This is a genomic window from Pseudonocardia sp. UM4_GMWB1, from assembly GCF_017312155.1.
GTDB lineage: Bacteria > Actinomycetota > Actinomycetes > Mycobacteriales > Pseudonocardiaceae > Pseudonocardia > Pseudonocardia alni.
In genome coordinates, this window is the sequence record NZ_QJPN01000001.1 from 288,315 (window position 1) to 314,719 (window position 26,405).

Here is a 26,405-nt window from a genome sequence, read left to right on the forward strand (position 1 = left end):
GCCGGTGGGATCCGCTCACCGCGTGTCGCCGGTGAGGAGGGAGTACCTCGCCGACGCCGCCGCGCACGGCCTGACGATCGTCGGGCCGGAGGTCCCGCTCAGGACCGGCCGAACAACCTCGCGAGCAGGCCCCCGCCGGAGCGCTCGGCCGGCGCGCAGCGACAGCGCTCGGCCGGCCGCACACCGGCCATGACCTGGTCCACGTGCTGCCCGCAGCCCTGCCAGGTGACCATGCCGCAGTTCCGGCAGGTGGCGCGTCGGCACATCGCGATCGTCTCCTCGCATCGGTCCCGGTCGACTGGATACCCCCGGGAGTACCTTCGAGGATACGCCGTCGCGCATGTCCGGGATCAGCGTCGTGACGCGATCCGCACCAGCACCAGCGCCGGGCCCGACGGTGCCCGGCCGCGGCGCCAGGCCGCCCGCAGCCGTCGCTGCAGGTCCGCCCCGCGCACCGGCACCGCCCGCAGCGTCCCCGCCGTGACCTCGGCCGCGACGGCGAGGCCGCTGATCACCGCGGGGCCCGCCCCGCCGGCGACAGCGTTCTTGATCGCCGTCGTCGACCCCAGCTCCAGCACCGGCGGGGCCAGGGCGCCCAGCGCGCGCTCCAGGAAGTCGCGGGTGCCCGACCCGGGCTCCCGGGCCACCAGCGGGGTCGACGCCAGCCGGGACGCGTCCACCGCCCGGCGCCCCGCCCACCGGTGGTCCGGGGCGACGACGAGCACCAGCCGGTCCCGCGCGACGACCTGGCCGTCGAGGTCGGCGGGCAGCTCGGGCCCCTCGACGAAGCCGAGGTCGGCGTCCCCGGAGCGGACGTCGTCGACCACCTCGGCCGTGTTGTGCGAGGTCAGGGCGACGGCGGTGCCGGGCAGCTCCGCCCGCAGCGCGACCAGCCAGCGTGGCAGGAGGTACTCGGCGACCGTGACGCTGGCCGCCACCCGCAGCCGGGCCGCGCGGTCCGTCCGCAGGGCGGCGACCCCCTCGTCGAGGGCGTGCGCGGCGTCGAGCGCGGCCCGGGCCCGCTCCACCACCAGCGCGCCGTCCGGGGTGAGCCGGGTGCCTCGCGGGGACCGCTCCAGCAGGGTCAGCCCGAGCGCGGACTCCAGGCTCCTGATCCGGGCGCTGACCGCGGCCTGGGAGACGCCGTGATCCACGGCAGCCCTGCCCATGCTCCCCAGGGTCGCGACGGAGACCAACAGGTCGTAGGGCACGAGGTCGGCCACACGCGGAGACAGAGCCACAACCACAGCTTATGACTCCGCAACTCGGCGACGGGTACCGTCCGGCGCCTGCCGCGCGCACCGTGGGGACCATGACGACCTACCTGGACCGCCCCGCAGCCGAGGTCGGGGCCCTGCCCCGGCGGCCGCACGCGCTCGCCCGGATCGGGTTGCTGCGCGACCTCGACCGCCCCGGCGACGCCGTCTCGTCGCTGGGACCCAACTGGTTCGCGTCGGTGATGGGCACCGGGATCGTCGGCGGCGCGGTCGCCACGCTGCCGCTGCGCTCGCCCGTCCTGACGGCCTGGGGCACCGCGGCGTGGGGGCTGGCCTCGGTCCTGCTCGTCGTGCTGGTCGTGGCGACCGCGGTGCACCGCCTGCGCTTCCCCGCCCGGGCCCGCGGGCACGCGGCCGATCCGGTCGCCGTGCAGTTCTACGGCGCCGTCGCGATGGCCCTGATGACCGTCGGTGCCGGTGCCGTCCAGTTCGGGATCCCGGTCCTCGGTGCCACGGCCGCACTCGCCACGAGCTGGACGCTGTGGCTGGCCGGCACCGCGTTCGGCCTGGTCACCGCCGTCGGCGTGCCCTACCTGATGATCACCCGCCACGAGATCGGCCCGGACGCCGCGTTCGGCGGCTGGCTGATGCCGGCCGTGCCGCCGATGGTGTCGGCGGCCGACGGCGCCCTGCTCGTCGCCCACCTCGCCCCGGGGCCGGGCCGGGCGACGCTGCTGCTCGCCTGCTACGCGCTGTTCGGGATGAGCCTGTTCGCGACGCTCGCGCTGCTCCCGCAGATCTGGAACCGGCTGGTCGTGCACGGGACCGGCCCGGCCGCGACCGTCCCCACCCTGTGGATCGTCCTCGGCCCGCTCGGCCAGTCGGTCACCGCGGCGGGTCTGCTGGCGAACGTCGCACCGGGCACGCTGCCGGAGCCGTTCGCGAGCGGCACCGCCGTGTTCGCCGTGCTCTACGGCGTGCCGGCCTGGGGGTTCGCGATGCTGTGGATGGCGCTGGCGGCCGCGGTGACCGTCCGGACGGCACGGCGCGGACTGCCGTTCGCGCTGACCTGGTGGAGCTTCACCTTCCCCCTCGGCACCTGCGTGACCGGGACGAACCTGCTCGCGGCCCGGCTGGGGACACCGGCGCTCGCCGTGGTGGCGGTGGCGCTCTACGGGCTGCTCGTCGCGGCGTGGGCCGTGGTCGCGGCCCGGACCGCGCACGGTGCGCTGGTCCGCGGGCACCTGCTCGCCCCCGCGTCCTGACCACTGCCCCCCTTCCCGCCACCCCGCCGGCTGCTCCCAGGGGAACCATCGGGGCTTCTAGGGCAACGAGAGTTCCCCTGGGAGCACCCGGCGGGGCCGGAGAGCCACAACGGCGCGGTCCCGGGGGCCGTCAGAGGGCGAGCAGGCTCTGCACCCCGACGAACAGCCCGACGACGACGAGCAGCCCGGCGAACGTCCGGTTGAGCGCCGCGCCCGACATCCGGTCGGCGACGAGCTTGCCGCCGAGCGCGCCGAGCACTGCGACCGCGGCGAACGGCCCGATGACCGCCCAGTCCAGGTCGAGGTGCCCGACCCGGGCGCCCAGCGAGCTGATCGAGTTGAAGGTGAGCACGAGCAGCGAGGTGCCGATCGCCGCGGGCATCGACAGGCCCATGAGCATGGTCAGGGCCGGGACGACGAGGAACCCGCCGCCGACCCCGAGGAACCCGGTCAGGAAGCCGACCACCGAGCCGGCCGCGACGATCTTGCCGACACGGCGGGCCACCGACCGTCGCGCGGGGGCCGCGAGGACGGCGGTCGCGCCGGCCGTCCCCGGGCCCCCGGCGGTGCGGGACGCCGGCTCCGCTCCGGCCGCGGCGCCGGCCTCCGCAACCGCCGCGCCGTCGGCCTGCTGCGCCGACGCCCCGCCCTTGACCAGCATCAGCACGGCGATGGCGAGGGTGAGGGCCGCGAAGGACAGCAGCAGGACGGGCTGGGGCACGGCACGGTTGAGCAGCGACCCCGCCCAGGCGGTGGGCACGCCGACGATCCCGAACCCGACACCGGTCCGCCAGTCGATCGTGCGCCCTCGAAGCCGGGCCAGGACGCCGACGGCGGCGATGATGCCGACGATGACGATGCTGCCGGTGGTGGCGGTGCGGGCGTCCTGGCCGAGCGCGTAGACCAGCGCGGGCACGGCGAGCACGCCGCCACCGCCGCCGAGGGTCCCGATGACGAGCCCGACGACCAGGCCCAGCGCTCCGGCCAGGACGCCGGTCACGCGACGGTCCCGGGTTCACCGTCGTCGTCGACGCACGGGAGGCCGGCCTCGGACCAGGCCGTCATGCCGCCGGCCAGGTTCCGGACGTCGACGCCGGCGTCGGCCAGCGCCGCGGCGGCCTTGCCGGACCGGTTCCCGGAGCGGCAGACGGCCACGACCATCCGGTCCCGGTCGAACGCCATCGGGTCCAGCTCGCCGAGTGGGGTGTGCACCGCGCCCTCGATGTGCCCGGCGCTCCACTCTGCCGGCTCACGGACGTCGAGGAGCAGGGCACCGCCGGCCGCGAGCTCACGGGCGTCCACCGAGTCGGTCTGCGGGATCTGGTCGGGCGTGGTCATCGTCGTGGGTCCTTCCGGTCGGGGGAGCCGAGCAGGTCGAGCTGGTAGCCGTCCTTGGTGGAGAAGTCAGCACGCAGGACGAACCGGTCGCCGCGGACGAGGGTCTGGCGCCACTCCACCGGGCGACCCTTGGCGCAGCCGAGTCGCCGGACCGAGAACGCGGCGGTGGACGGGCTGCCGCCCAGCAACCGGTGCTCGGCGGGGGTGGGCAGGATGGGCTGGATGGTCTCCTCACCGCCGGTGAGGACGACCCCGCACAGCTCGGCGTAACGCTCGTAGAGCGCGCCGGTGGTGAAATCCGCCGTCAGCAGCGGGGCGGCGAGGTCGTGCGGGAGCCACACGCGGTCCAGAGCGAGTGGGTCGCCGCCGGCGAAGCGCAGGCGCTCGAGGTGCACCAGGGGGGTGGACTCCTCGAGCCCGAGCCGGGCGGCGATCACGCCGTCGGCGCGGGTGTCCAGCGCTCGCACGACGCTCTGCTGCTCGAGTCCCATCGCGCGGACGGACTCGTGCAGGCTGTAGAGGGCGCCGAGCCGCTGGGCGATCTCCACCGGCTCGGCCTGACGCGACGGGCGTCCGCGCGTCCCGACGACACGGCCCTCGTCGCGCAGTACCTTGACCGCCTGCCGCACGGTGTGCCGGCTGACCCCGTACTCCTCCACGAGCGCCAGCTCGCCGGGGAAACCGTCGGTGAACGCGTCCACGTCGAGGCGGCGCCGCAGGTCGTCGAGCAGCTGCTCCCAGAGGAGGCGGCCGGGCTCGCGCCGGATGACGGCGGGGCCGGGGGCATCGGTCTCGGTGTCGGACACCCCTTGAATGTACGGTCATTTAACCCCGTCGGGCAAGTCCCCCGGCCGTGCCGCACACCACGTCGATGGCGCCATCGGGACCGTGCACGAGGAGCCGCCGGCCGGATGCCGACCGGCACGTGAGGCCGGTCGGAACAGGACCCGGCCGGGGCCGGTCCGGGGCCCTACCGGACGTCGACCCGGACGGGCGTCAGAACGGCACGCCGGCCCGGTGCGCGGCCCGCACCGCCACCGCCACCCGGCCCAGCAGGCCGGGGCGGGCACCACCCTCGGGGTGACCGTTGGGACCCCTGTCGCCCGGCGCGTCCACGGGCGGCGGCGCCTCCGCCGGAGACGGGCGAGCGGCAGCGGGCTCGCCGTCGAAGGCGGCCGCCACGGGGCGGGACATGTCAGGACGGACGGATGTGCGCACGGTCGCTCCGGGATTCCGGTGGGTCGGGACTGAAGGAGCGGCGCCGGTCCTACCGGGCCGCCCGGACTCCCCGACGACAGTGACGGTCGTCGACCGACAGCTGGTCGGTGGCGATCAGGCACACGACGAAGCCGCGATCGACCGACGGAGCTGTGGGGCACACAGGGACCACGACACCACGCGGGCACGCGCCACGCAACAGCCCGGCTCGCCGGGAGCGACCCACCACCCCTCGGCGTACGGTGGCATAAATGTACGATCATTTTAACCGGTGGACGAGAGCGCCTTCGTCGCCACCGTGACCGAGGGCCGGTCGGTGGCGCCGATGTACGTCGCGCACGCCGCGCAGCGCTACCGCGAGTCCCGGCCGGTGCTCGACGAGACCTCGCGGGTCCCGGCGCTGTCGCTGTCGCAGGCCGACGACCTGGTCCGCGGCGGCGCCGTGTTGCTCGACACCAGCGATCCGCAGGACTTCGCCGCCGCACACCTCCCGCGCTCGGTCAACGTGGGCCTCGGCGGCCGGTTCGCCGAGGTGGCCGGTCAGGTCGTGCCGGCAGGTCCACGCCGACGACCCGTGGGGGTTCGCCAACTCGCCGGAGTGGCCGACGACCCGCCCGCCACCGTGACACAACGTCCACGAGCTGCCGCGCATCCGGTCCGAACGGCCGGCGTTCGATCTGCACTACCCGCACCTCGCGCCCCGGGCACGGGCCGAGGCAACCCACACGGGCGGCGGGGCGGGGATACCGGAGGACTCCCCTCTGTTCCGGGCGAATGGGACACGTCACACTGTGCAGCAGGAATGTACGTTCATTTGGTGAAGTTGAGCGAACGTACCCCCAGGGGTATCAGCGGCCGACGGGGCCGCCGTCTCCGAGAGAGGACCGGAACCCGACATGATCACCGTTCTGACCGTCGAGACGCCCGGTCTGGGCGACCGCAGCTACCTGGCGCACGACGGCGAGGTCGCCCTCGTCGTCGATCCCCAGCGCGACCACGACCGGATCCGCGCCGCCGCCGACGAGGCGGGCGTCCGGATCACCCACGTGTTCGAGTCCCACATCCACAACGACTACGTCACCGGTGGTGTCCAGCTGGCCCGAGCGACCGGAGCGCAGTACCTCCTGAACGCGGACGACCCGGTCTCCTTCGAGCGCGTCGGCGTCCGCGACGGTCAGGTCGTCGAGGTAGGCACGATGCACGTCCGGGTCCTCCACACCCCGGGACACACCCACACCCACCTGTCGTTCGCCGTCTCCGACGGCTCCGTGCCCGGCGCCGAGCCGACGGTCGTGTTCACCGGCGGATCGCTCCTGTACGGCTCCACCGGCCGTCCCGACCTGCTGGGACCCGACCACACCGACACGCTCGCCCACGCCCAGTGGCACTCCGCGCGGCGGCTCGCCGCGGAGCTGCCCGACGCGACGGAGATCTTCCCGACCCACGGCTTCGGCAGCTTCTGCTCCGCCACCCAGGCCACCGGCACCGCGAGCACCATCGGCGCGGAGAAGGCGGCCAACCCCGCGCTGACCCGCGAGCAGGACGAGTGGGTCCGCGAGCTGCTGGCCGGGCTCGACGCGTTCCCCGCGTACTACGCCCACATGGGCCCCGCGAACTCCGCGGGCCCGGACGAGATCGACCTCTCCACCCCGGCCGAGGCCGACCCCGCCGAGCTGCGACGTCGCATCGACGCGGGCGAGTGGGTCGTCGACCTGCGCACCGGGACCGCGTTCGCGGCGGGACACGTCGCGGGGACGGTGAACATCGGTCTCGGCGGGCAGTTCGTGACCTACCTCGGCTGGCTCATGCCGTGGGGGACCCCGGTGACTCTGCTGGGCGAGAGCCCGGCCGACGTGGCCGACGCCCAGCGCGAGCTGGTCCGGATCGGGATCGACCGGCCCGCGGCCGTGGCCACCGGCAAGCCCGAGGACTGGACCGGACCGACCCCGCTGCGCAGCTTCCGTCAGGCCACCTTCGCCGACCTCGCGGCCGAGTACGACCGTGGTACGCGCCCGTCGGTGCTGGACGTCCGCCGGAACCCCGAGCGGGCGGACGGATTCGTCGAGGGCTCGGTCGGAATCCCGATCCACGAGGTCCTCGACCGGCTCGACGAGGTCCCGGCCGGGCCGGTCTGGGTGCACTGCGCCGGTGGGTACCGGGCCGCCGTCGTGGCCGGGCTGCTCGACGCCCGCGGGATCGAGGTCGTCGCGATCGACGATGCCTTCGGCAACGCCGAGCCCGCCGGCCTGCCGATCGTCGCCCCGGCGGGGACGAGGTGACGTCGTGACCACCGTCGCCCTGACCCTGACCCTGACGCTCTCGGTCGTGGTCGGCCTGTCGCTGGGTCTCCTCGGCGGCGGCGGCTCGATCCTCATGGTGCCGCTGCTGGTCTACCTGGCCGGGCTCGACGCCCGCGAGGCCATCGCGGCGTCACTGGTCGTCGTCGGGGTGACCGCCGCGGTCGGCGCGGCCGGGCACGCCCGTACAGGACGCGTGCGCTGGCGGACGGGCCTGATCTTCGGGGTCGCGGGCATGGCCGGCGCGTTCGCCGGCGGGCTCGTCGGCGCCCGGCTGCCCGCACAGGTCCTGCTGCTCGCGTTCGCCCTCATGATGACGACGACCGCCGTGGCGATGCTCCGGGGCCGCCGGGAGATCGATCCGGCGGAGCAACACCGCGAGCTCCCGGTCGCCCGGGTCCTGCTCGACGGTGCCGTCGTCGGACTCGTGACGGGTCTCGTGGGAGCCGGCGGCGGGTTCCTGGTCGTCCCGGCTCTCGCACTGCTGGGCGGACTCCCGATCGGGATCGCGGTCGGAACGTCGCTGCTGGTCATCGCGCTCAAGTCCCTCGCGGGCCTGGCCGGCTACCTGACCACCGTCTCGCTCGACTGGACCCTCGTCGGCGCGATCACCGTCGCGGCGGTGCTCGGCAGCCTCGTCGGCGCCCGGCTGGTCGACCGCATCCCGGCCGACGTCCTGCGGCGTGGGTTCGGCTGGTTCGTCCTCGCGATGGGAGCGTTCGTACTGGTCCAGCAGGCGCCCGACGCGATCCGGGTGCCGGGTCTGCTCGCCCTGGCCGCCGTCGCGGTGTCGATGGCGGGCTGCGCCGCGTGGGTCGCGAGCTGTCCGCTGCGGCGGGTCGGGCGTCCCGGCCCGGCCTGAGACCTGCCGCCGCCGGACGGCACCAATGACCGGTCATTCGTCGGGAGGATGCCCGGAACCGCTACCCTTCGCAGATGTCCGTGCCCACCGGTGGACACCGCGTCTTCGCCGCACTGTACGACCGCGTCCTCGACCCCGTCGAACGCCGGGTTCTCGGCCCGCGCCGGGCGGCGCTGGTCGGCGGCCTGACCGGCCGCGTCCTCGACGTCGGCGCGGGTACCGGCGCCAACCTGCCGCACTACCGTGACGCCGACGAGGTCATCGCCCTCGAGCCCGATCCGGCCATGCGCCGCCGGCTGCGCGACCGGGCCGGGTCCTGCGCCGTCCCGCTCACGGTGAGCGGGGCGGGCGCCGATGCGCTGCCGGCCGCCGACGGCTCGGTCGACGCGGTCGTCTTCACCCTCGTGCTCTGCACCGTCCCCGACCCGGCGCGGGCACTGGCCGAGGCGCACCGGGTACTGCGCCCGGGCGGGCGGCTGGTCGCGATCGAGCACGTCGTCGGGCACGGCCGGCCCGCGACCTGGCGACGGCGACTGGCCCCGCTCTGGGAACGCATGGCGGCGGGGTGCCGGCTCGACCGTGACACCGAGGCCGCGGTCACCGCCGCCGGGTTCGTGCCCGGCACCGTCGAGCGGTTCCCGGCCACGCCGTCGTGGGGACCGATCGGGGCGATGGTCCAGCTGACCGCGACCCGGGCCTGACGGCTCAGGACGGGCGGCGGACCTGGACCTGGTCACCGACCTCGAGCGCGTCGAAGAACGCGACCGCGTCCGGCTTCCCGAGGTGCACGCACCCGGCGGACGGCCGTTCGAGCGACCCCTCGTGGAAGGCGATGCCGCCCGGGGCGAAGAACACCGAGAACGGCATGTCCGCGTCGAACTCGCGGCTGTGGTGGTTCTGCGCCTTCCAGTCGACCGCGAACGTCCCCACGGGTGTGGGACTGCGCGGGTCGCCGTCGAGGAACGGGACCGTCCGGGTCACCTCGCCGTCGTCGAGCAGCCACGCCGTGTGCGAGGCCAGGTCGACGCAGGCATCGGCCGACGCGGTGCACGGGGTGCCGGGGACAGCGGCACCGGACGGTGTCGCCGTGCTCGCCGGGGGCGCCGGCGCCTCGGACGCGTCGCCGGCGGCGGACGCGAGACCGGCGCCTCCTACGAGGACGCCCCCGGTGACGACGACGGTCAGGGCACGACGCAGCAGGGTGTTCACGGGATCTCCTCCGGGGACCGGGGTGTCGCCACGGGCACCGGGCAGGCCAGCGCCCCGCGCAGCCGGGCCCGCAGCGCCGCGCCCATACCGGCCACCGCCAGCACCGCCAGGAACGGCTGGACCGGTTCGAACCACGTCATGGCCCCGGCGTAGCCGAGCACCAGCAGGACGAGCTTGTTGCAGACCGGGCAGCCGACGGCGAAGAAGCCGAGCAGCGCGCCCGCCGAGGCGCGGCGGCCGCCGGGCCCGTCGGGGCTCCGGACGTAGGTGGCCGCGACCAGCCCGGACAGGATCGCGACCAGCGCGAGGACCGGGTAGGCCCAGGCCGGGGCCGGGACCTCACGCCAGAACCACGGGTTCGGCAGCACGGCCGTCGGGACCGCCATGACCACGGCCGTCGCGACCGCGGACACCGTGGCGACGGTCCAGTGCCGGACGGTCCAGGCGCGCAGTGCGTCGAGCGCGTTCACCGGACCTCCTCGTGGTCCCGCTCGGCGGCGGTGCCGGCGCCGCGACGGGAGCGCAGCAGCCTGACCACCGCGACGACCAGCGCGAGCAGGACGATCGCGAGCAGGACGACGGCGTCCGGCACCCCGCCGACCAGGTCGCGGATCGCGAGCTGGGCGTCGGCCTGCTGGTCGACGGTGGTGGGCGCGATGATCCCGGCGGTCCCGTCGGTCAGCAGGAACAGCATCCCGATGCCGATGAAGAGCAGCCCCGAGACCAGGCTCGTCGTGTGGGTGCGCAACGGACCGAGGGCGATCTCACGACCGCGCAGCCACGGCCTGCGCCCCAGCCCGAAGCGGTCCCAGAGCAGGGCCAGCACGAACAGCGGGGCGGCCATCCCCACCGCGTAGGCTGCGAGCAGCGCCGCGCCGTAGCCCGGCTCGGCCCCGATCGCGGCGACCGTCAGGACGCTGCCGAGCAGTGGCCCGGCGCAGAACCCGGCCAGTCCGTAGACCGTGCCCAGCGCGAAGGTCGACAACGGGCCCGAGATCCGGATCCGCCCTGCGGCCCGGGCCGCAGAGGAGCTGGCGAACCCGATGCCGAGGACGGCGAGAACCCCGAACACGATCAGGAGCAGCCCCCCGAGGATCGTGACGAGGCCGCGGTAGCGGGTCAGCAGGTCCCCGACCAGGGCCACCCCGGCGCCGAGCGGCACGAGCACCACGAGCAGGCCTGCCAGGAAGGTCAGCGTGCGGCCGATCAGGGTACCGACGCGGTCGAAGGCATAGGCGAAGAACGACGGCAGCAGCAGCGCCGCGCACGGGCTGACCAGGGAGAGCAGCCCGCCCAGGAAGGCCGCCGGCAGGCCGATACTGCTCACCGCGCGGCCGCCAGCGCCTGGTCGATCTGCGCCCGGAACTCGGCGACGGGCTGGGCCCCCATGACCGGGTGCCCGTTCACGACGAAGGCCGGGGTGCTGGGCACCCCGAGCGCCGACCCCTCGTCGAGGTCGCGCTGCACCGCCTGCGCCGCCTCGGGCCCGTGCATGTCGGTCCGGAACTTCGCGATGTCGGGGACACCGACCCTCTCGGCGTAGGCGACGAGCGTGTCCTCGGGCAGGTCCGGGTGGGCACGCTCCGGGCTGTCGGCGAAGACCGCCCTGTTGAACTCCCAGAACCGGCCCTGCATCGCCGCGGCCCGACCGGCCTGGGCGGCCAGCGTGGACTCCGGCCCGAAGATCGGGAAGTCGCGCCACTCGATGCGCAGACTGCCGTCCTGCACGTACTCGTCCACGAGCTGCTGCTCGGTGTCCCGGCTGAACTTCGCGCAGAACGGGCAGCGGTAGTCGGAGAAGGCGACCATCACCACCGGGGCGTCGGTGCGGCCGAGCGCGGCGGGATCCCCCTCCTCGCGACGGGCGATGTCGCCCAGCGGGCCGATGGCCGGCTGTCCGGTGTCGGCCGACTGCCCCGGCGTCGCGGGCGGGGCGGCGTCGTCGCCACCGGTGGCCCCGAGAACGAGGTAGCCGATCAGCCCCAGGGCCAGCACGACGAGGACGACGACGATCGTCACGTCCCGCTGCCGTCCCCGGCGCTCCAGATTGCCGGTCGTGCGTCCCATGCCGGCCCCTTTCTACTATCCGAGTAGTAGCTGTCTACGAACACGGTAGTAGATCGGTGCGAATGTCCGGTCAATGGGGGCGGCAGACCCTCAGGGTGCGAGGCAGGCCGCGAGCACCAGGGCGATCGCCCCGGCCGCGGGCAGCAGCGCGGGCACCAGGGCCACCGCACCGGTCAGCAGCCGGGCCGCGGCGCCGTCGCCGCGCAGGAGGGCCGACCGGGGCGAGTCGAGCCAGGAGCGACGCACCTCGGGGAACGCGTCGAACCCGACCGCGCCGCGCGGCGTCACGGTCCGCCCCGCCGTCCCGGCGAGCGCGGCGCGGACCGCTGGGGGGCCGTGCCGGCGGACCGCCGCCGCATCGGCGGCGAGCTCGCACAGCACCCCGACCGCCCCCGGCGCCGCGCGGCACAGCGGGACCCGGGGCAGCGCGTCCGCGGCGGCGACGGCGAGCGCGACCGCCAGGTGGTGACGGCCCCGTACGTGGGCGCGCTCGTGTGCGAGGACCGCGTCGACGGCCCCGGGGCCGAGGCGGCGCAGACCGGTGGCGGCCACGACGATCCCCCGACGACCGCCGCCGAGGGAGAACGCGACCGGGTCGTCGCACGGGATCCACCAGACGCCGTCGCGGACCTCGGCGACGGCACGCAACGCTCCGGACCGTTCGGTCAGGTGCCGTCGCTGCCGACGCAGCGACGCCGCGAACAGGACCGCGACCCGGGCCAGCAGGGCCAGCAGCGTGACACCGACGAGGAGCCGGACCAGCAGCAGCCAGGGGATCTCGGTGCCCCGCGCCAGCGCGCGCCAGCACACGACCGCGACACCCAGCATCCCGTCGGGCACGGACGGGTCGGGCAGCACGAGCACCGCGGCGGCGGTGACCGCCGACCCCGCCGCCGCGAGCAGCGTGACCACCCAGGCGGACAGGGCGAGGCCCGGATGCACCCGCGGGTCCGCGGTCGGCCGCAGGTAGGCGGGCCCGGTGACACCGAGGGCGACCGCGGCCAGCAGCAGACCGAGGGCGACGGTCACGGGCCGTCCCGCTCGCGGGACAGGGCCCGGCGCAGGAACTCCGACTCCCCCTCGTCCATCCCGCGGGCGAAGTGCAGCAGGACCCCGCGCGGGTCGCCGAGCGAGTCGAGCATGTCGCGCAGCATCTCCGCGCCGGCCTCCTCGCGTGCCCGCGCCGGGGTGTAGACCCAGGCCCGCCCCGCGCGCTCGCGGCGCACCCAGCCCTTGCCGTGCAGGTTGTCCAGCACGGTCATGACCGTCGTGTAGGCGAGCGGCCGCTCGGCAGCGAGTGTCGTGTGGACGGCACGGACGGTCCGGGGGCCGCCGGCATCCCACAGGGCCGCCATCACACGGCTCTCGAGCTCACCCAGACCGGCCACCGCACCTCCTGCTACTGCAGGGCCAGGGTACGGATGACCGCACGGGCCGCCTCGCCGCCCGCCTCCAGCGCCGTCCCCACCGCGCGGGGCACGTCGAGGTCGTCGAGCAGCGCGTCGCGCACCGCGTCCACCGCGGCGGCCGAACCGGGCTTGCGCCCGGCCGCGACGTAGAGCTCCTCCAGCCGGCCGGTCGCGAGCGCGAGGTCCTCGGACCGGTACTCCCACGGCTGTGCCCACGGCCGGTCGAGCAGGAACAGCCGCACCGCGGCCCCCGGGGTGTCGGCGAGCAGGTCCTGCACCAGCACGAGGTTGCCGGTGGACTTGGCCATCTTGGCACCGTCGACGGACACGATCCCGGCCCGGAACCCACGTCGGGCGAACAGGCCCGCGCCGGTCGCGGCCGCGGCCATCGCCGACTGGTACGCGTGGTGCGGGAACGCCAGATCGGCGCCGCCCGCGAGCACGTCGACGACACCCCGAGGGTCGCCAGGGCCATCGCGGCGCACTCGGCGTGCCAGCCCGGGCGTCCCGGACCCCAGGGGCTCGGCCACGCCGGGTGGTCGCCGTCGGCGGGCTTCCACAGCGGCACGTCGAACGGGTCGTCCCGGTGCGGGTCGCGGGGATCGTCGCCGTACTCGGCGGACAGGGCCAGTGCGGTGTCGCGGTCCAGGCCCGCCGCGTCCGGGACGCCGGCGCCACGGAAGTACACCGCGCCGTCGCGCTCGTAGGCGGCGCCGGTGACCAGCAGCACCGCGGCCAGCGCGATCACGTGCTTCACGTGGTGGCGCGCGTGCGGGGCGTGGTCGGGCGGGGCCACCTGGAGGTCGGCCATGGTGCGGTCGAACCAGAACTCCTGGCGCAGGCCGAACTCGTCGTAGCCGACCCGGCGCTCGGCGGCGGTACGGGTGAGGACGTCGTCGACGTCGGTCACGTTGCGGGCCACCCGGGTCGGCGTGCCGGTCGCCCGCACGACCCGGGTCAGCACGTCGGACCAGACGAACGTCGAGGCGTGCCCCAGATGGGTGACGTCGTAGGGGGTGATCCCGCACACGTAGACCCGGGCAGGCGCCGACAGCGGCAGCGACGCCCCTGCCAGCGCGAACGCGGCGCCTCCACCCCCGTCGCTCCCGACCGTGCCGTCCGCCTCGAACTGGTCCATACCGGCCATCCTCACCGATTCCCCGACGCCCGGGGAAGGGCTCCCCGGACCGGTCGTCGACATCGTGATCACGGGCGGTCTACCGTTTCACGGCGTAATGTACGTACATTGACGTCGACCGGAAGGTCCGCACCATGGCGCCCACCGCCGATCGTGCCTCCTCGACCACCGACGCACCCACCGCGTCCTTCACCGACCGGGCCCGCGACCGTCTCCCCGGACTCGCCGTCGCCCTGCTCGTCGCCGCCGTCGCCACGGCGGCCGGGACCGAGACACCCGTGATCGGCGGGCCGGTGTTCGGGATCGTGCTCGGGGTACTCGTCGCGACCGTGCTCCGGCCCGGCGACCGGCTCCGGCCCGGGCTGGCCTTCGCCTCCCGTCCGGTCCTGCAGACCTCGATCGTGGTGCTCGGCCTGACGTTGTCCCTGGCCCAGATCGCCCACGTCGGACTCACCTCACTGCCGGTCATGCTCGGCACGCTCGCCGTGGCCCTCGCCGGCGCCTGGGGACTCGGACGACTGCTCGGGGTGCGGGGCGACGCCCAGCTCCTCATCGGCGTCGGTACCGCGATCTGCGGGGCGTCCGCCATCGCGGCGACCCAGGCCGTGATCCGGGCGAAGGAGTCGCAGGTCGCCTACGCCATCGGCACGATCTTCACCTTCAACGTGGTCGCCGTGCTGACCTTCCCCCAGCTCGGCCATCTGATGGGCCTGGCGCCGCACGCGTTCGGCCTCTGGGCGGGCACGGCGATCAACGACACGTCCTCGGTCGTCGCCGCCGGATACGCCTTCGGCGGTGACGCCGGGCCCTACTCGGTCATCGTGAAGCTGACCCGGACACTGATGCTGATCCCGATCGTGCTCGTGCTCGCCACCCGGGTCGCCCGGCGGGATGCCGAAGCGGCCGGCGAGCGGACCCACTCGCTCCCGTGGCGCAAGCTCGTCCCGACCTTCCTGATCGGGTTCGTCGTCGCCTCCGCCCTGACCAGCGCCGGACTGGTGCCCGAGGCCTGGCACCCGGCGATCACCACGATCGGCACGTTCCTGATCACGACGGCGCTGGCCGGGATCGGGCTGTCGATGCGCCTGTCCGACCTCCGTCGCGCCGGTCCGCGTCCGCTGCTGCTCGGCGCGGGTCTGTGGATCCTGGTCGGGGCGAGCAGCCTGCTGCTGCAGGCGGTGACCGGAACCCTGTGACCCCGGTCAGTCGGCCGTCCAGGTGCAGCCCCCGGTGAGGACGACCGACTCCCCGTCCAGGAACCGTGCGGCGGCCGCGCCGTGCAGCCGGGCGCTGGCGATCTCGACACCGTCGGCCGCGGTGCGCGTGTAGCCGCACTCGGCGCCGGATCCCGGGCCGTCCGTGGCCCAGGTGCCGGGCTCGATGTCGGTCCCGGCCCGGTGGACGCCCTGCCCGGCCTCGCGTGCGGGCGCCGGCGCGGCCTGGTGGGTCGCCGTCGCCCCGGCGGGCTCGTCGGCCACCACGAACGACCGGACCAGCAGCAACGGCACGACGAGTGCGAGCAGCACCCATGGCCACAGCACGGTGCGTTGCCCGGAGGCCTCGCGCTCCGCGTAGTACCGCTCGTACGGCCCGTTCCTGCCCATGCACCCGCCTCACGTCCCGACCTCACTCTGCAGATCGAAGCGGACCCCGGGATGCGTTACCGGCGTCCCGCCATGTGGTCCCAGAAGTACCCCCTGGGGTATATTTGCGGTCTCGCTCCTCCGAAAGGGTTCCCATGACCGCCCAGCCCACCACCCGCACCGTGACCCCCGCAGCCCTGCGCGAGTGGTCCGAGCCGCTGGTCATCGACGTGCGCAGTGCCGCCGAGTTCGAGGCGCAGCACATCCGCGGCTCGTACCACGTCCCGCTGAACACCCTCGCCGAGCACACGGCCGAGCTCGCCCGCCACCTCGACGACCCGTCGTCGCCGCTGGTGCTCGTCTGCCAGTCCGGCGTGCGGGCCGAGCAGGGCCGCAGGCACCTGGCCGCCGCCGGGCTGGACCGCGCCCACGTGCTCGACGGCGGGGTGGCCGCCTGGGTCGCCGCAGGTCACGAGGTCGTGCGGGGGCGCACCGCGTGGGCCCTGGAGCGGCAGGTCCGGCTCGTCGCCGGGTCCCTGGTGCTGACCGGGATTCTCGGCGGACGCCTCGCCACACCGAAGCTGCGGCTGCTCGCGGGCGGCATCGGCGCCGGGCTCACCTTCTCCGCGCTGAGCAACACCTGCGCCATGGGGGCGGCGCTGGCGAGGCTGCCGTTCAACCGCGACGTCACCGAGCCGGCGGCCGCCGCCGTCGTCGAGCAGGTCCGGCGCCGGGAGCCCGGCCCCGTCCGCTGATCCGTCCCGGACGGCCGGGCCGGGATCAGATCGCCGGGTTCGCCACCATGCCCGAGCCGAGGGCCAGCGACAGCAACGCGAGCATCACGAGCAGCACCCCCATGAGCAGCCACGCCTCGCCGAGCCCCTGCCGCCGGGCCCGCCGCGCGAGCGCCGCCTGCTCGGCCGCGGAGGCCACCGGCAGCGACGCCCGCACGCCGAACCGGGCGTCCAGGTCGGCGGCGGTGGTGATCCCGCCGAGCACCTCGTCGACCGGGCCGTCGGCGACGATCCGGCCGCCGAGCAGGAGCGCGACCCGGTCACCCAGGTCCCGTGCCAGGTGCAGGTCGTGGGTGACGACGAGTGCCGTCGCGTCCGCGGCACGCCGGCGCACGGCGCGCACGACCTGCTCGCGGTTGTGCAGGTCCATGGCCGGCCCGGGGTCGTCGAGCACCAGCAGCTGCGGCGCGCCGACCAGGGCCCTCGCGAGCGCGGCCCGCCGGCGCTGCCCCGCCGACACCGCCGACGGCAGCGCGGTGGCGTGGTCGGCCAGGTCGAACTCGTGCAGGATCCGCCAGGTCGCGGCGTCGGCGTCGGGCGCCCCGGCCGCCCGCAGCGGGTAGGCGACGTTGTCGAACAGCGTCAGCGACGCGAACAGCGACGCGTCGTAGACCGAGGACCCGCCGAGCAGGACCCCCATCCGGCGACGCAGCCCGGCCAGCTCGGCGTCGCGCAGACCGGCGACCGCGTGACCGTCCACCAGGGTCTCGCCCGACTCGGGCGCGTAGAGCCCGAGCAGGATCCGCACCAGCGTCGTCTTGCCGACGCCGGACGGACCGAGCAGGACGGTCGTGCGGCCGGGTGGCAGCTCGAGGTCGATCCCCTCGAGCACGGGCTCGGCGTCGAAGGACATCCGGACCGCGCGGAACGAGACCGCCGGTGCCGTCGGGACCAGTACGTCGTCGATCATCGTCACCCCCTCGGGTGACGAACCCTAGGGTCGGGTGGAGCAGCGTGTACAGACATCCGCTGTGCGGCCGGAGGCTAGCCTGCCCCGCATGGTCTCCCCCGTGGACGAACCACGCCCGCCCCGGCCCCGCCGCACCCAGGGCGAGCGCCGGGCCAGCAGCCGGGCGATCATTCTCGCCGCCGCGTTGGAGGAGCTCTACGAGAACGGCTACGCGCACTCCACGACCGTCACCGTGCAACGCCGTGCCGGGGTGTCGCGCGGGCGGCTGCTGCACCACTTCCCCAGCCGCGAGTCGCTGCTCATCGCCGCCGCGCAGTACCTGGTCGTCGAGCAGATCGCCGACATGGAGCAGTGGGTGCCGGCCTCGGAGTACGGCCGCACCGCCGGGCCCGGACGGTGCGACCGGGCGGTCGAGCTGCTGTGGGACACCTTCGCGCAGCCGTACTTCTGGGCGTCGATGGAGCTGTGGGCCGCCGCCCGGACCAACACCGACATCCGGAACGAGCTGTTCCCCGCCGAGCGACGCATGGGCGTCGCGCTGACCCATGTCGTCGCAACGATGTTCGGGCCGGTGCTGTCCAGCCATTCCGACTTCGACGAGTGCCGTGAGCTGCTGTTCACCAGCATGCGCGGGGTCGCGTTGACCTACGCGATCCACCCACGTGACCACCGGACCGACCCGCACCTCGCGAGCTGGAAGCGCCTGGCCCGCCGGATGCTCGACGTTCCCGACGAGGATCCGGCGGGCGGCACCGACGGCTAGGAGACGCCGGCGAACTCCAGCGCCTCGGCCCAGCTCGCGCGCTTCGAGATCAGCCGCTTGTACTTCATGATCTGGGTGGGTCGGTCGATCGTGATCGTCCCGACCAGCCGGTCGCCGCGCCGGTAGAGCGCGAGGAACCGGTCGTCGCCCAGCTCGGAGGACACGACCCGGATCTCGTCGGCGGCCGGGCGGCCGACGAACTGGATCCGGCTAGAGTACCAGTCCGACCAGAAGTACGGCACGGTCCCGAGCTCGGTGGCGTTCGCCGGATCGAGCGCGTTCTTCGCGGCCAGCGCGCCCTGCTCCGCGGCCGTCGTCCAGTGCTCCAGGCGCATGACCTCGCCGTCGAACAGGTGGTTCGGGAAGTGCACGACGTCGCCCGCGGCGTACACACCGTCGGCGGCGCGCAGGGTGGCGTCGGCGACGACGCCCCGGTCCCGCTCGTGCAGCTCGACGCCGGACCCCGCCAGCCATTCCGTGCAGGGGGACACGCCGATGCCGACGACCACCAGGTCCGCCGGGACCACCTCGCCCGAGCCCAGCCGGACGCCGGTGACGGCGCCGTCGGCGGAGGACTCCAGCCCGTCGACCGTCTCGCCGCAGCGTAGGTCGGTGCCGTGCTCGCGGTGCAGATCCGCGCAGGCCGTGCCCATGTCCTCGCCGACCGAGCGGACCAGCGGGACCGGCAGCGTCTCGACGATCGTGGCGGACAGGCCGCGCTTGCGCGCCGAGCTCGCCACCTCCGAGCCGATGAACCCGGCACCGATCACGACGGTGCGGGCGCCCGCGTCCAGCGCGGACCGCACGGCGAGCGCGTCGTCCCAGGTCCGCAGGGCGTGCACGCCGGTCAGGTGCTCCGTGCCGGGCAGCATCCGGGCCGCTCCCCCGGTGGCGACGACGAGCGCGTCGTAGGAGACCTCGGACCCGTCGCCGATGCCGACCAGCGTCGCGCCGGTGTCCAGCGACGTGGCCGGGCTGCCGAGCCGCAGCTCCACCCCCAGCTCGTCACGCAGGTGCTCCTCGGTCCGGTACCGCGGGTCGGCGGGCTCCTCACCGGTGTCGTCGAGGAACGCCTTGGACAGCGGCGGGCGGTCGTAGGGAAGGTGCCGCTCGGCGCCGACCAGCGTGATCCGGCCCGTGTGGCCGGCCCGGCGGGCGGACTCGACGGCACGGATCCCGGCGAGCGACGCCCCGACGACGACGAGGTGCTCCACGGTGGTCCTCCTCGGGAACGAGCAGACGCCGGGGGTGGCGGCCCCCGGCGTCCGCGGTGCGGTGGTGCGGGTCAGCTCTCGACGAGGCGCAGGGCCTCGGTCGGGCAGGAGGCGATCGCCGCCTCGCAGGCCGCGCGGTGCTCGTCGGACGGGGTGGCGTCGAGGATGTCGAGCGACCCGTCGTCACGCACCTCGAACAGCTCCGGCGCCTCGGCCTCGCAGAGGCCGAGCCCGCTGCACTTGCTCTCGTCCAGCTCGATACGAAGACCCATCACGTCTCCAGGGAGAATCGGAACGGCATGCGCTTCACCCCGCGCATGAAGTTGGTGCCCAGCAGCTCGGGCTCACCGACCTCGAACTGCGGGATGCGGAACAGCAGCTCGCGGAACAGCGCCTTCAGCATGGACTTGGCGAGCTGGTTGCCCAGGCAGAAGTGGACACCGCCGCCGCCGAACCCGGTGTGCGCCTTCGCGTTCTCCCGCGACAGGTCGAACTGCTCCGGGTTGTCGAAGACCTTCTCGTCCATGCAGCCCGACGGGTAGAACATGACGACCTTGTCGCCGGGGACGATCTTCTTGCCGCCCAGCTCGGTCTCGACGACCGCGGTGCGACGGAAGGTCATCACCGGGCAGGCGTACCGGACGAACTCCTCGATGGCGCCCGAGATCCGGCCGTCGTAGTCCTCCATGAGCCACTGCTTCTGCTCGGGGAACTGGGTGAAGGCGCGGACGGTGAACGACGAGGTGTGCCGGGTGGTGTCGGTACCGGCGACGGCCATGAGCACGAAGAACGAGCCGATCTCGAACTCGTCGAGCTTCTGCCCGTCGACCTCGGCGTTGATCAGCGAGGTGATCAGGTCGTCGGAGGGCTCGGCGGTCTTGAGCTCGATCAGCTCGGTGGCGATGTCGTGCAGGTTCGTCGCGGCCTGCACCTGCACCTCGTCGGCCTGGCGGCCGGCGAGCACCTCGTCGTCGGCCCAGGCGACGATGTCCGCCGCGTTCTTCTCTGTGGCCTCGCGCAGGTGCTCCGGGATGCCCATGATGTCGCAGAAGATCCGGGTGGGCAGGACCTTCGCGACGCTGGTGACGAAGTCGATCTCGCCGGAGGTCTCGGCGACGACGCCGTCGACGACCTCCTTCGCCGCGAGCGCGATCTTGTCGTCGATCAGCGCGATCTGCCTCGGCGTGAACGCCGAGGCGACCAGCTTGCGCAGCCGGTCGTGCTTCGGGTTGTCCATCGCCAGGAAGGACTGGGTCAGCTCGAGGAAGATCGGCGGGAGCAGGTCGAACAGCACGCCCTGGCCCGAGATGTAGGTGTCGTTGTCCCGGGAGACCTTCACGATGTCGGCGTGGCTGACCACGGCCCAGTAGCCCGGGTCGTCGGGGTCGGGGGTGACCGCGTCGTCGACGGGCCGCTGCCAGGACACCGGCTGCTCACGGCGCAGGACCTTGAAGGTCTCCTCGCGCTGTTCGGAGGTCTGGTTCCAGAACGCCTTGGTGGAGATGTCGACCGGGTAGTGCTCGGGCTTGCCCTCGCTGGTGGCCGGGATCATGTCCACGGCGTCCGGGTCGTACATCTCCGACTCGAAGTCGGTGGCGTCGAAGGTGGCGGTCATCGGATCTCCTCCGAGCCCTGCGGTCTGCTCCGCGGGCGGAAAGCTGGCGACACACGGTCGGGGACAGTGTGCGGAGACGGGTGGGGAGCGGGCGTCACCCCGGGAGGGCGACGTCGTACCCCCAACGGGAGAGGGAGGGGCCCTCCCCGGCACGGGCGGTCGCCGGGGAGGGCCCGGGAGGGTGCTCGGCGTCGAGCTTCGGCCGGTCGACCGCCGGCCTCAGTCCTCGGCGTGGCTGAGCAGCACGTCGTACGGACGGGCGTCGCGGGTGCCGGACAGGTCGAGGTGGACGTTCTTCTCCTCGACGTAGGGGTCCAGCGCGCGCGGGCCGAGCTCGCGGCCCACACCGGACTGCTTGTACCCGCCGAAGGGCACCTCGCAGTTGATCTGGTGCGCGTCGTTGATCCAGACCGAGCCGGCCTTGATCTTCTCGGCGACGTCCAGGGCACGGGAGTTGTCGCGGCTCCACACCGACGACGCGAGCCCGTACTGGGTGTCGTTGGCCAGGGCGACGCCCTCGGCCTCGGAGCCGTAGCGGATGACCGACAGCACCGGGCCGAAGATCTCCTCGCGGGCGATCCGCATGTCGTTGCGGACGCCGGTGAAGATGGTCGGCTGGATCCAGTGGCCGCCCTCGTACCCCTCGACGTGGGCCTCTCCGCCGCCCAGGACGGCGGTGGCGCCCTCGTCCTTGCCGGACTGGATCAGCTCGAGGATGCGGTCCTTCTGCTTCGCCGAGACGACCGGACCCATGTCGGTCTCCCAGTCCCGGGTGTCCCCGAGCTGGATGGTGGAGGCCCGGGCGACCATGCGCTCCACGAACTCGTCGTGCAGCGAGTCCGGCAGCAGCAGCCGGGTCATCGACTCGCAGACCTGGCCGGAGTAGAGCATGCAGCCGTACAGCACGCCGTCGACGGCGATGTCCAGGTCGGCGTCGTCGAGGACCAGCGCCGGCGACTTGCCGCCGAGCTCCAGGGTCACCGCCTTCACCGTGCCCGAGGCCAGGCGCATGATCTCGCGCCCGACGTCGGTGGACCCGGTGAAACCGATCTTGCCGACGCCCGGGTGCGACGCCAGGCGGGCGCCCGCGTCCGGGCCGGGGCCCGGGACGACGTTGAACACGCCCGGCGGCAGCCCGCACTCCTCGGCGATCCGGGCGAACTCCAGCGCCGACAGCGGCGTCTTCTCGTCCGGCTTGAGGATCACCGAGTTGCCGACGGCCAGGGCCGGCGCGAACTTCCACAGCGACAGCAGCAGCGGGAAGTTCCACGGTGCGATCGCGCCGACCACGCCGATCGGCTCCTTGCGGAGCGTCGACTGGCCGAGCACCGGGAACGTCGCCCGCGGCATGGGCGTCTCGAACTCGTAGCGCTCCGCCAGACCGGCGAAGTACTCGAGGTGCGGGGCGCAGTAGCCGACGTGGAAGCCGGTGGCCTGGCGCACGGTGGCGCCGTTGGCCATGATCTCCAGCTCGACCATCTCGTCGAGCCGCTCGCCGAGCCGGTCCGCGATGGCCCGCATCACCGAGGCGCGGTGCGCGGGGGTGGCGCGGGACCAGCCGCCGTCGTCGAAGGCGGCCTGGGCCGCGTCCACGGCCGCGTCGACGGCCGCCGCCCCGCCCGACGCCGCGGTGGCGACGAGCTCGCCGTTCTGCGGGTCGCGGATCTCCAGGTGGTCGCCTCCGTCCACGGCCTTGCCACCGATGTGCATCGGGAAGTGGCGGACCGTCGTCCCGGCGGTCATGCGGTCGGGTCCAGGACGATCTTGGTGGCCTCGCGCTCCTCGAACATCCGGTACGCCTCCGTCGCCTGCGACATCGGCATCCGGTGCGAGACGAACCGGCTCGGGTCGAGCTTGCCGGCCGCGATGAGCGCCAGCGTCTCGTCCATGTAGTTCGTGATGTTCGCGACGCCCTGGGCGATGGTGACGCCCTTGAGGTACAGGTCGCCGAAGGGCAGCTCGATGGTGTCCTCGGTGTACACACCGGGGATCGAGATCGCGCCGCCGGAGCGCACCAGGGTGCACGCCGACAGCAGCGCCGACGGGTGCCCGACGGCGTCGATCACGACGTCCGCCCCGCGCCAGTCGGTGAGGTCCTGGACCGCGTCGGCGGGGTCGGTCTCGTCGGCGTTGACCGGGATCGCGCCGATGGCCTCCGCCTCCTTGAGCCGGGACGGGACCTTGTCCACGACGACGGTCTGGGACGCGCCCAGCACGTTCGCCGCCATCGCGGCGCACAGTCCCACCGGGCCGGCCCCGACCACGGCGACGGTGTCCCCGGGCTGGATGAACTTGCGCACGGCCTCGTAGCCGGTGGCCATGATGTCGCCGACGAAGAGCTTGTCCTCGTCGTTGCCCCTGCCCTCCTCGGGCAGCTTGCGCAGGGTGCGGTCCGCGTTCGGAACGATCACGTACTCGGCCTGGCCGCCGGACAGGCCACCGAAGGTGACGCCGAGCCCGAAGATCATCGTCCCGAAGCACTGGCCGGGGCGGTTACGTCGGCAGTTGTAGCAGTGCCCGCAGCTGACCACGCACGACGCGACGGCCCGGTCGCCCTCGGAGATCAGGCCGACACCCGATCCGACGGCCTCGACGGTGCCGAGGAACTCGTGGCCGAGGACGACGTCGTCCTCGATCACGATGCGCCCCTCGTAGGGGTGCAGGTCGGTACCGCAGATCGCCGTGAGGTCGACCCGCAGCAGGACGTCACCGGGGTCGGTGATCTCCGGCTTCGGGACCTCCATGACCTCGATCTTGTGCGGCTCGCGGAGTACGACCGCCTTCATGGTCGCCATCGGATCGGCGTCCTTCCTCTGCTCTGGGGTGGGGGGAGGTCAGGCGGTCGCGGAGGCGTCCTTCTCGGCGACCAGCTCGCGGTACATCGGGAACAGCGGCTTGGTCAGCGGGACCAGCTTCAGGATCTTGTTGACCGGGCCCTTGGCCTTGACCTCACCCTTGGCCAGCCCGACGGCGAGGTTGTACTCACCACGCCAGAACTTGTCACCGGTGTCGGCGCGCATCATCAGGGTGATGTCGGCCTTGTCGTCGTCGGCGCCGGTGTGGACCTCCATGGCGGGGTCGTGCATCTTGACCCACATCTCGGTGTCCGGGTCGGTGTAGAGCACCCGCAGGTTGATGCCGGCCGCGCGCATCTTCGGCCCGGACTCGGGGTGGTCGTTCGCCGCGCGGAACACACCGCCGATGTACGTGTCGACCTCGGTGCTGTCGGCGAAGAAGGCCATCTCGATCTCCTCGTTGAGTGCTGGTGCGGACACCCGGAGCGGGCGCCGTCGGTGGTAGCAATGCTGTCCGGGAGCGAGGGGGGTCACATCGCTCCCGGGGGGTGGTTCCGTGCTCCTTACGGATGCACGGTGCGTGACGGGCGGCTCCACGGGGTGACCGCCGTCCGCGTGTGTCAGACCCGGGCGCCCTCGGCGTACTGCGCGCGCAGCTCACCCTTGACGAGCTTCCCGGTCGCGCTGCGGGGCAGCTCGGCGGCGAAGTCGACGCTGCGCGGGGCCTTGTAGTGGGCGATCCGCGCGCGGACGAACTCCAGCAGCTCGGCCTCGAGCTCCGGGCAGCCCTCGACGCCCTCGGGGGTCTGCACGACGGCCTTGACCTGCTCGCCCATCTCCGGGTCGGGCACGCCGATGACGGCGACGTCGTAGACCTTCGGGTGCAGGGTGAGGACGTCCTCGACCTCCTGCGGGTAGATGTTCACCCCACCTGAGATGATCATGAACGCCTTGCGGTCGGTGAGGAACAGGTAGCCGTCGTCGTCGACGTAGCCGACGTCGCCGGTGGTGGACCAGTTCTCGTGCTCGGGATGGCGCGCGTCGCGGGTCCGCTCGGGGTCGTTGTGGTACTCGAACGGCGGGACGTCGCGTTCGAAGTAGACGGTACCGACCTCGCCGGTCGGGAGCTCCGTGCCGTCGTCGTCGCACACCCGGATGACGCCGAGGCCCGCCTTGCCCACGCTGCCGGGCTTCTCCGCCCAGGCCGCCGAGTCGATGAAGGTGACGCCGTTGCCCTCGGTCGAGGAGTAGTACTCGTGCAGGACCGGGCCCCACCAGTCGATCATCTTCTGCTTGACGTCGACCGGGCACGGCGCCGCCGCGTGCACGGCCACCCGCAGCGACGACAGGTCGTGACCTCGACGGATCTCCTCGGGGAGCTTGAGCATCCGCACGAACATCGTCGGCACGAACTGGCCGTGCGTGACCCGGTAGCGCGCCAGGTGCTCCAGGGTGTCCTCGGACCGGAACCTCTGCGCCATGACGACGGTGCCGCCGAGGGCGTGCACGATGCCGCCGAAGCGCAGCGGCGCGGCGTGGTAGACCGGCGACGGGGAGTAGTAGACGGTGTCCTCGCCGAACTCGTACATCGGGCCGAACACCGCGGTGTAGAGGTCACCGGGCTCGTCGACCTGGATCGTCGGCAGCGCGGGCTTGATGCCCTTGGGCCGGCCGGTGGTGCCCGAGGAGTAGAGCATGTCCGCACCGCGGGGCTGCTCGGGCAGCGGCCCGTCCGCGGCCAGCTCCATCGCCGCGCCGAGGGACTCGTAGCCCTCGACCGCGCCCCCGAAGGCGAAGCGCCGCTCGACACCGGAGGTCCGCTCCACCAGCGCTTCGGCGAGCTCCCGCTTCGCCGCCGCCGCGAACAGGACCTTCGCACCGCAGTCGGTGGCGATGTAGGCGGCCTCGTCCGGGGACAGGTGGTGGTTGATCCCGGTGACGTAGAGGCCCGAGCGCAGCGCGGCCCAGTAGATCTCGAAGACCTCGGGGGCGTTGTCGGAGACGAACGCGACGTGGTCGCCGCGGCGCAGTCCGGCGTCGCGCAGGACGTGGGCGATCCGGCGCGAACGGTCGTCGAGCTCGGCGTAGGTCGTGGTACGGCCGGTCTCGGGCTGGACGACCGCCGGGTGGTCGGGCCGGGTGCGCGCATGGGTCCCTGGGAACACGGGCTGCTCTCCCCTTCGAGAGTGGATCGCAGCGGCGCCGGGCGAGGCACCGCCGTCGCAGCCCGCATCGTGTCGGCACGCTGTGTGACCCGGCATCCCTCCCGGGGGGGTGGTTCCTCCCCCGCTCGGGTACGCGGGCCGGTCAGGCGGTGCGGCGGTCCCGGTTCCGGCCCGCGAGGTGCCCGGCGATCGCGCCCATGATCACCGCGGTGAGCAGGGTGAGGACCAGCTGCGTGGGGTCGAGCTCCCCGGTGCCGAGCACGACCAGCGGCAGCACGAGCAGGTACCCGGCGACGGCGGCGCCGGCGCCGTGCACACGTGGGTCGACGGCGTCGCCGATCCGGTAGCCGGCCAGCACGAACGCGACGACCGCGGTGATGATCAGCCAGGCCGGGCCGACCACCGGGATCCGCGCGCCCAGCGGCGCGGCGAGGCCGCCGATCACCAGCACGCTGAACGCCAGTGAGGCACCGCGGACCAGGCTGACCCAGTCCACTCGGTCGGAGAACCAGTCGAACCCCGGGACGGCCACGAGGTCTCCCTTCG

General features: G+C 73.6%; 30 protein-coding genes and 2 pseudogenes. 8 read left to right on the top strand and 24 right to left on the bottom strand.

Annotation, left to right across the window (positions count from 1 at the left end; translation table 11 throughout):
• Window positions 1–98: 98 nt before the first annotated feature.
• Both DMP15_RS01430 and DMP15_RS01435 read right to left on the bottom strand, forming a co-directional pair.
• On the bottom strand, window positions 99–266 hold the full coding sequence (locus tag DMP15_RS01430; protein ID WP_167410012.1) for a hypothetical protein: 168 nt from the start codon (window positions 264–266) through the stop codon (window positions 99–101).
• An 84-nt stretch (window positions 267–350) separates the two neighbouring features.
• On the bottom strand, window positions 351–1,241 hold the full coding sequence (locus tag DMP15_RS01435) for a LysR family transcriptional regulator (RefSeq protein WP_337825370.1): 891 nt from the start codon (window positions 1,239–1,241) through the stop codon (window positions 351–353).
• Between the two features lie 71 nt (window positions 1,242–1,312).
• On the opposite strand from DMP15_RS01435, the gene DMP15_RS01440 reads away from it, so the two are divergent.
• The gene (locus DMP15_RS01440) at window positions 1,313–2,482 is read left to right on the top strand and encodes a TDT family transporter (protein ID WP_337825371.1); all 1,170 of its coding nucleotides are present in this window, start codon (window positions 1,313–1,315) and stop codon (window positions 2,480–2,482) included.
• 130 nt (window positions 2,483–2,612) lie between these two features.
• On the opposite strand, the gene DMP15_RS01445 is transcribed toward DMP15_RS01440, so the two are convergent.
• The 4 genes from DMP15_RS01445 to DMP15_RS01460 all read right to left on the bottom strand — a co-directional run bounded on the left by DMP15_RS01445 (window position 2,613) and on the right by DMP15_RS01460 (window position 5,014).
• Window positions 2,613–3,482, bottom strand: a complete 870-nt coding sequence (locus DMP15_RS01445; protein WP_073575667.1) for a sulfite exporter TauE/SafE family protein — start codon at window positions 3,480–3,482, stop codon at window positions 2,613–2,615.
• The gene (locus DMP15_RS01450) at window positions 3,479–3,820 is read right to left on the bottom strand and encodes a rhodanese-like domain-containing protein (RefSeq protein ID WP_073575666.1); all 342 of its coding nucleotides are present in this window, start codon (window positions 3,818–3,820) and stop codon (window positions 3,479–3,481) included. The genes DMP15_RS01445 and DMP15_RS01450 overlap by 4 nt, the downstream gene beginning before the upstream one ends.
• The gene (locus tag DMP15_RS01455; RefSeq protein ID WP_083658624.1) at window positions 3,817–4,626 is read right to left on the bottom strand and encodes a GntR family transcriptional regulator; all 810 of its coding nucleotides are present in this window, start codon (window positions 4,624–4,626) and stop codon (window positions 3,817–3,819) included. The genes DMP15_RS01450 and DMP15_RS01455 overlap by 4 nt, the downstream gene beginning before the upstream one ends.
• Window positions 4,627–4,816: 190 nt before the next feature.
• Complete coding sequence (locus tag DMP15_RS01460; protein ID WP_337825372.1) at window positions 4,817–5,014, bottom strand: hypothetical protein; 198 nt, start codon at window positions 5,012–5,014, stop codon at window positions 4,817–4,819.
• 581 nt (window positions 5,015–5,595) lie between these two features.
• Between DMP15_RS01460 and DMP15_RS01465 the strand changes: the two are divergent.
• The 4 genes and pseudogenes from DMP15_RS01465 to DMP15_RS01480 all read left to right on the top strand — a co-directional run.
• A pseudogene (locus tag DMP15_RS01465) lies at window positions 5,596–5,859 on the top strand (hypothetical protein); the annotation flags it as partial.
• A gap of 75 nt (window positions 5,860–5,934) precedes the next feature.
• Entirely contained in the window at window positions 5,935–7,317 is a 1,383-nt protein-coding gene (locus DMP15_RS01470) for an MBL fold metallo-hydrolase (RefSeq protein WP_073575665.1), read from the top strand.
• A 4-nt stretch (window positions 7,318–7,321) separates the two neighbouring features.
• Window positions 7,322–8,197 carry a sulfite exporter TauE/SafE family protein gene (locus tag DMP15_RS01475; protein ID WP_073575664.1) on the top strand — a complete coding sequence of 292 codons (876 nt, stop codon included), beginning with the start codon at window positions 7,322–7,324 and terminating at the stop codon, window positions 8,195–8,197.
• Window positions 8,198–8,271: 74 nt separating this feature from the next.
• The gene (locus tag DMP15_RS01480; RefSeq protein ID WP_073575663.1) at window positions 8,272–8,898 is read left to right on the top strand and encodes a class I SAM-dependent methyltransferase; all 627 of its coding nucleotides are present in this window, start codon (window positions 8,272–8,274) and stop codon (window positions 8,896–8,898) included.
• Window positions 8,899–8,902: 4 nt separating this feature from the next.
• Here the strand turns inward: DMP15_RS01480 and DMP15_RS01485 are convergent, their stop codons facing one another.
• The 8 genes and pseudogenes from DMP15_RS01485 to DMP15_RS01520 form a co-directional block, all read right to left on the bottom strand.
• Window positions 8,903–9,406 carry a L,D-transpeptidase gene (locus DMP15_RS01485; protein WP_304580119.1) on the bottom strand — a complete coding sequence of 168 codons (504 nt, stop codon included), beginning with the start codon at window positions 9,404–9,406 and terminating at the stop codon, window positions 8,903–8,905.
• Window positions 9,403–9,876, bottom strand: coding sequence for a hypothetical protein (locus tag DMP15_RS01490; RefSeq protein ID WP_202417529.1), 474 nt, complete (start codon window positions 9,874–9,876; stop codon window positions 9,403–9,405). The genes DMP15_RS01485 and DMP15_RS01490 overlap by 4 nt, the downstream gene beginning before the upstream one ends.
• Entirely contained in the window at window positions 9,873–10,733 is an 861-nt protein-coding gene (locus DMP15_RS01495; RefSeq protein ID WP_073575662.1) for a cytochrome c biogenesis CcdA family protein, read from the bottom strand. Before DMP15_RS01495 ends, DMP15_RS01490 begins: the two co-directional genes overlap by 4 nt.
• The gene (locus DMP15_RS01500) at window positions 10,730–11,473 is read right to left on the bottom strand and encodes a DsbA family protein (protein ID WP_073575661.1); all 744 of its coding nucleotides are present in this window, start codon (window positions 11,471–11,473) and stop codon (window positions 10,730–10,732) included. The genes DMP15_RS01495 and DMP15_RS01500 overlap by 4 nt, the downstream gene beginning before the upstream one ends.
• Window positions 11,474–11,563: 90 nt before the next feature.
• Window positions 11,564–12,502, bottom strand: a complete 939-nt coding sequence (locus DMP15_RS01505; RefSeq protein WP_073575660.1) for a M56 family metallopeptidase — start codon at window positions 12,500–12,502, stop codon at window positions 11,564–11,566.
• The gene (locus DMP15_RS01510; RefSeq protein ID WP_073575659.1) at window positions 12,499–12,861 is read right to left on the bottom strand and encodes a BlaI/MecI/CopY family transcriptional regulator; all 363 of its coding nucleotides are present in this window, start codon (window positions 12,859–12,861) and stop codon (window positions 12,499–12,501) included. The genes DMP15_RS01505 and DMP15_RS01510 overlap by 4 nt, the downstream gene beginning before the upstream one ends.
• A gap of 11 nt (window positions 12,862–12,872) precedes the next feature.
• Window positions 12,873–13,325: a hypothetical protein gene (locus DMP15_RS01515; protein WP_337825373.1), complete on the bottom strand. Its 453-nt coding sequence runs from the start codon at window positions 13,323–13,325 to the stop codon at window positions 12,873–12,875.
• 68 nt (window positions 13,326–13,393) lie between these two features.
• Window positions 13,394–14,083: pseudogene (locus DMP15_RS01520) on the bottom strand (hypothetical protein); the annotation flags it as partial.
• A 71-nt stretch (window positions 14,084–14,154) separates the two neighbouring features.
• On the opposite strand from DMP15_RS01520, the gene DMP15_RS01525 reads away from it, so the two are divergent.
• Window positions 14,155–15,216: a YeiH family protein gene (locus tag DMP15_RS01525; protein ID WP_073575658.1), complete on the top strand. Its 1,062-nt coding sequence runs from the start codon at window positions 14,155–14,157 to the stop codon at window positions 15,214–15,216.
• Between the two features lie 6 nt (window positions 15,217–15,222).
• On the opposite strand, the gene DMP15_RS01530 is transcribed toward DMP15_RS01525, so the two are convergent.
• Window positions 15,223–15,624 carry a hypothetical protein gene (locus DMP15_RS01530; protein WP_073575656.1) on the bottom strand — a complete coding sequence of 134 codons (402 nt, stop codon included), beginning with the start codon at window positions 15,622–15,624 and terminating at the stop codon, window positions 15,223–15,225.
• Between the two features lie 134 nt (window positions 15,625–15,758).
• Between DMP15_RS01530 and DMP15_RS01535 the strand changes: the two genes are divergently transcribed.
• On the top strand, window positions 15,759–16,358 hold the full coding sequence (locus tag DMP15_RS01535; RefSeq protein ID WP_073575655.1) for a rhodanese-like domain-containing protein: 600 nt from the start codon (window positions 15,759–15,761) through the stop codon (window positions 16,356–16,358).
• Window positions 16,359–16,383: 25 nt separating this feature from the next.
• On the opposite strand, the gene DMP15_RS01540 is transcribed toward DMP15_RS01535, so the two are convergent.
• Window positions 16,384–17,307, bottom strand: a complete 924-nt coding sequence (locus tag DMP15_RS01540) for an ATP-binding cassette domain-containing protein (RefSeq protein WP_139282807.1) — start codon at window positions 17,305–17,307, stop codon at window positions 16,384–16,386.
• A gap of 88 nt (window positions 17,308–17,395) precedes the next feature.
• Here DMP15_RS01540 and DMP15_RS01545 point away from each other — a divergent pair, with 88 nt between their 5' ends.
• Window positions 17,396–18,070 (top strand): TetR/AcrR family transcriptional regulator, encoded by a 675-nt coding sequence (locus DMP15_RS01545; protein ID WP_073575653.1) that lies wholly within the window; start codon window positions 17,396–17,398, stop codon window positions 18,068–18,070.
• On the opposite strand, the gene DMP15_RS01550 is transcribed toward DMP15_RS01545, so the two are convergent.
• From DMP15_RS01550 to DMP15_RS01585, 8 genes are all read right to left on the bottom strand, one after another.
• Entirely contained in the window at window positions 18,067–19,284 is a 1,218-nt protein-coding gene (locus tag DMP15_RS01550) for an NAD(P)/FAD-dependent oxidoreductase (RefSeq protein WP_073575652.1), read from the bottom strand. The two genes, DMP15_RS01545 and DMP15_RS01550, sit on opposite strands and share 4 nt — an antisense overlap.
• A gap of 71 nt (window positions 19,285–19,355) precedes the next feature.
• Window positions 19,356–19,556, bottom strand: coding sequence for a ferredoxin (locus DMP15_RS01555; RefSeq protein WP_062399393.1), 201 nt, complete (start codon window positions 19,554–19,556; stop codon window positions 19,356–19,358).
• A complete protein-coding gene (locus DMP15_RS01560; RefSeq protein ID WP_083658621.1) occupies window positions 19,556–20,899 on the bottom strand; it encodes a cytochrome P450 in 1,344 nt (447 codons plus the stop codon). The genes DMP15_RS01555 and DMP15_RS01560 overlap by 1 nt, the downstream gene beginning before the upstream one ends.
• A gap of 219 nt (window positions 20,900–21,118) precedes the next feature.
• Entirely contained in the window at window positions 21,119–22,642 is a 1,524-nt protein-coding gene (locus tag DMP15_RS01565) for an aldehyde dehydrogenase family protein (protein ID WP_073575649.1), read from the bottom strand.
• Complete coding sequence (locus tag DMP15_RS01570) at window positions 22,639–23,694, bottom strand: alcohol dehydrogenase catalytic domain-containing protein (RefSeq protein ID WP_083658620.1); 1,056 nt, start codon at window positions 23,692–23,694, stop codon at window positions 22,639–22,641. Before DMP15_RS01570 ends, DMP15_RS01565 begins: the two co-directional genes overlap by 4 nt.
• Before the next feature lie 39 nt (window positions 23,695–23,733).
• Window positions 23,734–24,174: an SCP2 sterol-binding domain-containing protein gene (locus DMP15_RS01575; protein WP_253067746.1), complete on the bottom strand. Its 441-nt coding sequence runs from the start codon at window positions 24,172–24,174 to the stop codon at window positions 23,734–23,736.
• 140 nt (window positions 24,175–24,314) lie between these two features.
• Entirely contained in the window at window positions 24,315–25,859 is a 1,545-nt protein-coding gene (locus DMP15_RS01580; protein WP_337825374.1) for an acyl-CoA synthetase, read from the bottom strand.
• A gap of 142 nt (window positions 25,860–26,001) precedes the next feature.
• A complete protein-coding gene (locus tag DMP15_RS01585; protein ID WP_253067744.1) occupies window positions 26,002–26,391 on the bottom strand; it encodes a hypothetical protein in 390 nt (129 codons plus the stop codon).
• Window positions 26,392–26,405 lie beyond the last annotated feature (14 nt).